Source organism: Paracoccus limosus (genome assembly GCF_009711185.1).
Taxonomy (GTDB): Bacteria; Pseudomonadota; Alphaproteobacteria; order Rhodobacterales; family Rhodobacteraceae; genus Paracoccus; species Paracoccus limosus.
The window spans coordinates 100,230-106,676 of record NZ_WMIF01000012.1 but is presented as its reverse complement, the minus strand read 5'-3'; the positions used below and the strand labels follow the sequence as shown (position 1 = coordinate 106,676).

The 6,447-nt window shown below is 64.0% G+C and carries 5 protein-coding genes; 4 read left to right on the top strand and 1 reads right to left on the bottom strand.

Features of this window, described 5'->3' with window-relative positions; genetic code table 11:
* Positions 1-666: 666 nt before the first annotated feature.
* Complete coding sequence (locus GL279_RS10490; RefSeq protein ID WP_155064577.1) at positions 667-1,458, bottom strand: glycosyltransferase family 32 protein; 792 nt, start codon at positions 1,456-1,458, stop codon at positions 667-669.
* A gap of 204 nt (positions 1,459-1,662) precedes the next feature.
* Here GL279_RS10490 and GL279_RS10485 point away from each other — a divergent pair, with 204 nt between their 5' ends.
* The 4 genes from GL279_RS10485 to GL279_RS10470 all read left to right on the top strand — a co-directional run bounded on the left by GL279_RS10485 (position 1,663) and on the right by GL279_RS10470 (position 6,441).
* On the top strand, positions 1,663-2,451 hold the full coding sequence (locus tag GL279_RS10485; RefSeq protein WP_155064576.1) for a glycoside hydrolase family 25 protein: 789 nt from the start codon (positions 1,663-1,665) through the stop codon (positions 2,449-2,451).
* Entirely contained in the window at positions 2,418-3,083 is a 666-nt protein-coding gene (locus GL279_RS10480) for a CPBP family glutamic-type intramembrane protease (RefSeq protein WP_155064575.1), read from the top strand. Before GL279_RS10485 ends, GL279_RS10480 begins: the two co-directional genes overlap by 34 nt.
* Before the next feature lie 60 nt (positions 3,084-3,143).
* Entirely contained in the window at positions 3,144-4,919 is a 1,776-nt protein-coding gene (aspS, locus tag GL279_RS10475; RefSeq protein WP_155064574.1) for an aspartate--tRNA ligase, read from the top strand.
* Between the two features lie 151 nt (positions 4,920-5,070).
* On the top strand, positions 5,071-6,441 hold the full coding sequence (locus GL279_RS10470) for a DUF1800 domain-containing protein (RefSeq protein WP_155064573.1): 1,371 nt from the start codon (positions 5,071-5,073) through the stop codon (positions 6,439-6,441).
* Positions 6,442-6,447: the final 6 nt, after the last annotated feature.

Below are 6,447 nucleotides of genomic sequence, written 5' to 3'. Positions count from 1 at the left end.
TCCGAAACGCAGGCCCGCGTCGGCTGCGCCAGCTGGAAAGCTACGCCGCCACGGGCCTGCTCAACCGCGCGCCAAAGGGGTCACTTTTGGGCGCCGATCGGGGGGGCCGTTTGGATGCCGATTGACATCCCAGATGAAATAGTCCTTCTCACGGACTGCTGCCGCGTCCACGACGCGCTTCGTCAGCTTGGCCATTATGCGATGCCTCCTTCGTGAACCTGCTGTTTCCGCGGAAGCACCACGGAAGCAGCAGGAGGAAAGTCAGAGCGAAGCTTCGGATATGAATTTCGGCGTGAGAAACTGAATTGTCTATTAGTTTCAGTGGTGTATCGTGCCATGGCGTGTCCTAGCGTGCAATTCGGATAGTCAGCCCAAATTGCTCCGAAGGCAGAGGTCAGAGGTTCGAATCCTCTTGGGTGCGCCATTTTTCAATGTCTTGTATGTAGCAAGGTACTGCGCGGTTCGCTTTCGGTGCGGAATCGAGCATCGCGGCCTCTGGTTTCATGGCTTCCACGGCAACCGCTTGGTGGCGGATGCCTGTCGCTGCGCCTTAGGGCTCGAACGGCGCTCAGCAGCCATACGGCCTTCCATCTTGTCAGCCGGTACTCGCGACTGTCGGGTTCTGCCAGCAGGGTGATCCTGGGCACCGCAATCGGGTCCTTACTCCTATGCTCCGGGCCGACCAAAAAGGTTGCACAGGCGCTCGAAGATCGAGTCGGGTTGGGGCGTTTGCCGGGCCAGATCGGCGCGCTTGATGCCCGAGGAAAAGAAATGCGCAATGGTCACCGCATCCAGCGCTTCGGCAGGAATCGGGCGGAAAATCTTCTCGACGCCCTCGACCACCGCCGGATCGTCGACATGCACCTGCGCCTGCAGCCCGTATTTGCGCACCAGATCGGTCAAGAAACCCATGCCGAACACGCCCCAGCGGAATTGCCCCAGATCCCAGGATCCGGTCAGGGCGCGGTTCAGCGCCAATCGGGCCGAGCGGTGCCATGCCATGTATTTCAGGAACCGGGCGGGATGGTCGAAATGGTCGATCGCCTTGGTGATGAAGGGGCTGTCGGGTGGGGCCACCAGAACATAATTGTTGACCGAACGCCCGAACGAGGGGTGTTTGCCGCCGACAAAGAAATAATCGTCCTTGGGCACAAAGGGACGCAGCAGCGCCGCATCGGAATCCAGCCAGATCTTGCCGGTGCGGGCGATCATCGGCAGGCGGAACCAGTCGGCAAAGGTCGCGTAGCTGCCGGTGTTTTTGTAGGTGAACACCTTGTCGCGCGGGATGATCGTCGCGGCATCGGCCAGAGTGACGCCCTGCGGCACCGCAAGCGGGTCATAGGAATAGAGCGTGACCGCATGGCCCTGCGCCACCATCGACGAAATGCACAGCCATTCGATCTGCGGCAGCTCGCGCCCGATCCAGAGCGTTCCGATTTCGGGCAGGCGGCTGCGCATGGCGTTTCCCCAAAGAATCAATTGATCTAGGACTATCACCGCCGCCAGGGCGGGGTCAGATCCATTCCGATCACCGCCCCACCTGCGCCGGCCGCGGCATAATTACCGGGCCAAGGCCGTCGCCCCCGCGTGACACAGGCGCCTCTCTTTGCGATAAGGGGGCAAAGCGCCGCAAGCACAGGCGTAACGGGGCAGAGAGCACAGATGAGACTTCTTGGCAGATTGTTGATGATATTGCTGGTCGCCGCGCTGGCGGCCTGCGGCGGCGGCCGGCAGGGCGGCGGGCGCGCGGTGATGGCCGGGCAGGGGACTGGCCCGCAATTCGGCGACAGCAGACCGCATGCATGGATCGGCGGCCATCCCTATGACCATCCGGTGCATGGCATCGACATCTCGCGCTATCAGGGCAATATCGACTGGAGCACGGTGCGCCGTTCGGGCGTCAGCTTCGCCTTTATCAAGGCGACCGAGGGCGGCGACCACGCCGACCCGAACTTCATGACCTATTGGCAGCAGGCCGGCATGGCCCGCATCCCGCGCGGCGCCTATCACTTCTTCTACTTCTGCCGCTCGGGGGCCGAGCAGGCGTCGTGGTTCATCTCGCATGTGCCGCGCGAACGCGGTGCCATGCCGCCGGTGATCGATCTGGAATGGACGCCGTCCAAGACCTGCCCGCGCCGGCCGCCGGCGGATGAGGTTCTGGCACAGGCCAAGATCTTCAAGGACATCCTGCACCAATATTATGGCCAGCGTCCGATCATCTACACGACCGTCGATTTCTACCGCGACAACAATCTGGCCAGCTGGCCCGAAGAGTTCTGGCTGCGTTCGGTCGCCGGCCATCCGCGCATCACCTATCCGGGCCAGCCCTACAGCTTCTGGCAATATACCGGCACCGGCCTCGTGCCGGGCGTTCAGGGCAACGTCGATCTGAACGTCTTTGCTGGCTCGCCGCAGCAATGGCGGATGTGGCTGAACCGGAGGCTGCAATAACCCCGGCCTGGATGCGGCTTGAATTCGCGGCGCTCTATGTCGGGGCGCCGCTGGCCATCGCGTTGTTCATGCCGACGCGGCTACTGTTTCCGGCACTGGCGCTGTTCAGCGTCGCGGGGCTGGTGCTTTTGCGCTGCACCGGCGGGTTTGACTGGCGCGGGCTGGTGCGCGGCTGGGGCCGGCTGCCCTGGCTGGAGATCTTGGGCATGATCCTGATCACTTCGGCCATCGGCGCGGCGGTGCTGTGGATGGTCCGGCCCGGCGCGATCTTTCACATGGCGCGCGAACGGCCGGGCTTCATGCTGATGATCTGGGGGCTCTATCCGCTGCTGTCGGCCCTGCCGCAGGAGCTGATTTTCCGGCCGCTGTTCTTTCATCGCTATGCGGCGATCCTGCCGGGCGGGCAGGCGGCGATTGCGTTGAACGCGGCGGTCTTTGCCTTTGCGCATCTGATGTATTGGTCGCTGCTGGTCAGCTTGCTGACCTTTGTCGGCGGCTGGTTCTTTGCCCGCGCCTATCTGAAATTCGGCTTTCCGGCGGCATGGGTTCTGCATGCGGTGGCCGGCAACGCGCTCTTTGCCGTCGGCATGGGGGTGTATTTCTATTCGGGCAATGCGGTGCGCCCGTTCTGATCCGCTTGACTTCCCGCCCGTGTCGCGGTTCATGCGTCGGCTGATACAAGGGGAAATTCGATGAGCGCCTATCGCAGCCATACCTGCGGCCAGCTGACTGCCGCCAATGCCGGGGAAACCATTCGCCTGTCGGGTTGGGTCCACCGGGTCCGCGACCATGGCGGCGTGCTGTTCATCGACCTGCGCGACCATTACGGCATCACCCAGGTCATTGCCGACAGCGACAGCCCGGCCTTTGCCGATCTGGAAAAACTGCGCGCCGAGACGGTGATCCGCATCGACGGCCGAGTAAAGCTGCGTGACGCGAGCCTCATCAATCCCAAACTGCCCACCGGCGAGATCGAGGTCTATGCGACCGCGACCGAGATCCTTGGCCCCTCGGACGATCTGCCGCTGCCGGTCTTTGGCGATCAGGACTACCCCGAGGAAACGCGCCTCGCCTATCGCTTCCTCGACCTGCGCCGCGACTCGCTGCACCAGAACATCATGCTGCGCAGCAAGGTGATCCGCTCGATCCGCAACCGGATGTGGGATCAGGGCTTCACCGAATTCCAGACCCCGATCATCACCGCCAGCTCGCCCGAAGGGGCGCGCGACTTTCTGGTGCCCTCGCGGCTGCATCCGGGCAAGTTCTACGCCCTGCCGCAGGCGCCGCAACAGTTCAAGCAGCTGATCATGGTCGCGGGCTTTGACAAATACTTCCAGATCGCGCCCTGCTTCCGCGATGAGGACCCGCGCGCCGACCGCTCGCCCACCGATTTCTATCAGCTCGATCTGGAAATGTCCTTTGTCGAGCAAGAGGACATCTTTGCCACCATCCAGCCGGTGATTCAGGGTCTGTTCGAGGAGTTCGGCGGCGGTCGTCCGGTCGATGCCAACTGGCCGCGCATCCCCTATGCGGAATCGATGCTGAAATACGGCAGCGACAAGCCCGACCTGCGCAACCCGATCGAGATGCAAGTGGTCAGCGAGCATTTCCGCGGCTCGGGCTTTGGGATCTTTGCCAAGCTGCTGGAACAGGACGGCACCGAGGTGCGCGCCATTCCCGCGCCGAAAGGCGGCTCGCGCAAGTTCGCCGACCGCATGAACGCCTATGCGCAAGGCCAGGGTCTGCCGGGCATGGGCTATATCTTCTGGCGCAAGGCCGAGGATGGCTCGACCGAGGCCGCCGGTCCCATCGCCAAGGCGCTTGGCCATGAGCCGACCGAGGCGATCCGGCTGCAACTGGGTCTGGCCGAGGGCGATGCGGTGTTCTTTGTCGCCGGCAAGCCCGAAACCTTCGAGGCGGTCGCCGGTCGCGCCCGCAACGAGATCGGCCGCGCGCTGGAACTGACCGACGAAAACCAGTTCAAATTCGCCTGGATCGTCGATTTCCCGATGTATGAGAAATCGGACGAGGGCAAGATCGACTTCAGCCACAACCCGTTCTCGATGCCGCAGGGCGGGCTTGAGGCGCTGGCGGGCGATCCCTTGCAAATCAAGGGCTATCAGTATGACCTGGCCTGCAACGGCTATGAGCTGATCTCGGGTGCGATCCGCAACCACCGTCCTGACATCATGTTCAAGGCCTTCGAACTGGCCGGCTATGGCCATGACGAGGTCGAGAAGCGCTTTGGCGGCATGGTCAAGGCCTTCCGCTATGGCGCGCCGCCGCACGGCGGGTGCGCGGCGGGCATCGACCGCATCGTGATGCTGCTGGCCGATGAGCAGAACATCCGCGAAGTCATCATGTTCCCGATGAACCAGCGCGCCGAAGACCTGATGATGGGCGCCCCGAGCGAGCCCACCAACGAGCAGATGCGCGAATTGCGCCTGCGCACCCTGCCCAAGGACTAGGCGCTCGCCCGGCCAAGCGGGGGGTGCCGCCGAAAGCCCTGCCGGCTTTCGGCGGGCTTTCGCTGCAATGCCGCATCCTGCCGAAAGCGTGAACTGACCTTTTGCCCCGGCCATGCGATAGTCCGGGGCAAGGGTCTTTCACGGATTGAATATGTCTGCCGCTTTTCCGCAGCTTGCCGCCATCAGGTTGGGCTTTGGCCTGTCCCCGCTCATGCCGCCGCCGCAGACGCCCGAGGCGTTGCTGGCCGGCCTTGATAACGCTGGCCCCGGCCCCGAGGCGATCAGCATCGACGAAGCCAGCGCCATGTCCCAGCAGCTGGGTGATCTGGCCAAGGCGCGCAAGCAGGGCGTCGCCTCGGCCGAGGAGGAATACCGCGCCTATAACCAGCAGATGTCGCAACTGGTGGTGCGCGACCTGCAGCGGCGGCTGGTGCGCGCTGTCGACGATCCGACCGGCTTTGGCGAGCGGCTGGTGCAATTCTGGGCCGATCATTTCACCGTCAGCCCCAAGGGGCCGGCGCAGAACCCGCTGGCGCTGGCCTTTGTCGATGAGGCGATCCGGCCGCATCTGGCCGGGCGGTTCGAAGACATGTTCTTTGCCGCCGAAACCCATCCGATGATGCTGATCTATCTGGATCAGAACAGCAGCCGCGGCCCGAATTCGGTCTTTGCGCAAAAGCAGTCCGGCAAGGGCTTTGGCCTGAACGAGAACCTCGCCCGCGAGGCGATGGAGCTGCATTCCATGGGCGTCGGCGCGCCCTATACGCAAAAGGACGTGCGCGAGCTGGCCGAGCTGCTGACCGGGCTCAGCTACAATGCCAAGGGCGGCTTTTCCTATAATCCGAACATCGCCGAACCGGGCGCCGAGACCGTGCTGGGCGTGCGCTATGGCGGCATGCGGCGCGGCGGGCTGGACGATATCCGCAACGCCCTGCGCGACATCGCCCGCCGGACGGAAACGGCGCAATATGTCTCGCGCAAGCTGGCGGTGCATTTCGTCTCGGACCAGCCGTCGGATGCTCTGGTACAGGCGATGGCGCAGACCTGGCGCGAAACCGACGGTCATCTGACCGAGGTCTATCGCGTGATGATCCGCCACCCCGAGCTGGGCGCCAATCTGCGTGGCAAGGTGCGCCAGCCCTTTGACCTGCTCGTCTCGGGGTTTCGCGCCCTTGGCATTCCGGGCGAGCGCATCGCGGCGATGGAATTCCCGCAACTCCGCGGCCAGACGATGGATGTGCTGACCCGCATGGGCCAGATGTGGCTGCGCCCGACCGGCCCAGACGGCTGGCCCGAAGAGGCCGAGGCCTGGGTCTCGCCACAGCTGCTGGCGGCGCGCATCACCTGGGCGATGCAGATGCCCGGGCGGCTGGTCGATCCGCTGCCCGACCCGCGCGAGCTGATGCAGACGGCCTTCGGCGGCACCCAGTCCGAGGCCTTGGCATGGGCGGTGCCCAAGGCCGAAAGTCAGGCCGAGGGCGTGGCGCTGGTGCTGGCCTCGAATGATTTCAACCGGCGATAGGAGCGG